Origin of the sequence: Pseudobacillus sp. 179-B 2D1 NHS, from assembly GCF_045370945.1 — a bacterium.
In the GTDB taxonomy this organism is placed as follows: domain Bacteria; phylum Bacillota; class Bacilli; order Bacillales; family Domibacillaceae; genus Pseudobacillus.
Genome location: NZ_JBIQDP010000072.1, coordinates 1 through 885 on the forward strand (window position 1 = coordinate 1; position 885 = coordinate 885).

1 protein-coding gene is annotated in these 885 nt (G+C 44.7%); it reads left to right on the plus strand.

What is annotated here, in order from left to right; all coding sequences use genetic code 11:
- Nucleotides 1-283 precede the first annotated feature (283 nt).
- The coding region (locus ACH0BF_RS25075) for a transposase (RefSeq protein ID WP_406910525.1) at nucleotides 284-885 on the plus strand (602 nt) is incomplete at its 3' end.

Genomic DNA, 885 nt, shown 5'->3' on the forward strand with positions numbered 1-885 from the left:
TCAGACTGTAGACAAACTCAATGAAATTCTAGAGTTTGTCTACAGTCCTTTTTATTTTGCTTGTGAATGGGGGCTGTTGATTTCCATTCCAGGCGCTTCGCTTTCCGCGGGGCGGGCGGTGAGCCTCCTCGCCGCGAAAGCGCCTGCGGGGTCTCACCTGTCCCGCTGATCCCGCAGGAGTCTTTGCGCCATCCATTTCAATCAACAGGGGTTACAAAGTTAGAGTAGCCGTACAACCATACCTGTTTTAAAATAAATAGATCAAACACTTGAGGTGAGAAAGATGCTTTCGAAAAACAATCCAATCCAACGGAATCAAATAGAAATGATCGCTCTAGACCAGCTTGTACCAGAGAATCACCTGGTCCGTAAAATGGAGGCAGCGATGGATTTCTCTTTTATTTATGACTTGGTGGAAGGATTGTATGCGGAAGTGGGCCGCCCAAGCATTGATCCAATTATTTTAATTAAACTAACATTTATCCAATATGCCTTTGGCATTCGATCCATGCGCAAGACGATCGAGGAAGTGGAAACGAATATGGCCTACCGCTGGTTTCTCGGTTATGGATTCCATGATAAAGTGCCGCATTTCTCTACCTTCGGTAAGAACTACGAGCGTCGCTTTAAAGATACCGACCTGTTTGAACAGATCTTCTATCGTATCTTAAAAATAGCTGCCGAGAAAAAGCTCATTAGTGCGGAGCACGTTTTTGTGGATTCCACTCATGTAAAAGCTAGCGCGAATAAGCGTAAATTTGAAAAGAAAATGGTTCGCAAAGAAACACGCGCGTATCAGGAACGCCTCCAAGAAGAGATTAATCAGGACCGAGAGGATCATGGAAAAAAGCCGTTCCCGCCAGATAAGTTCGATAAAGAAGAAAC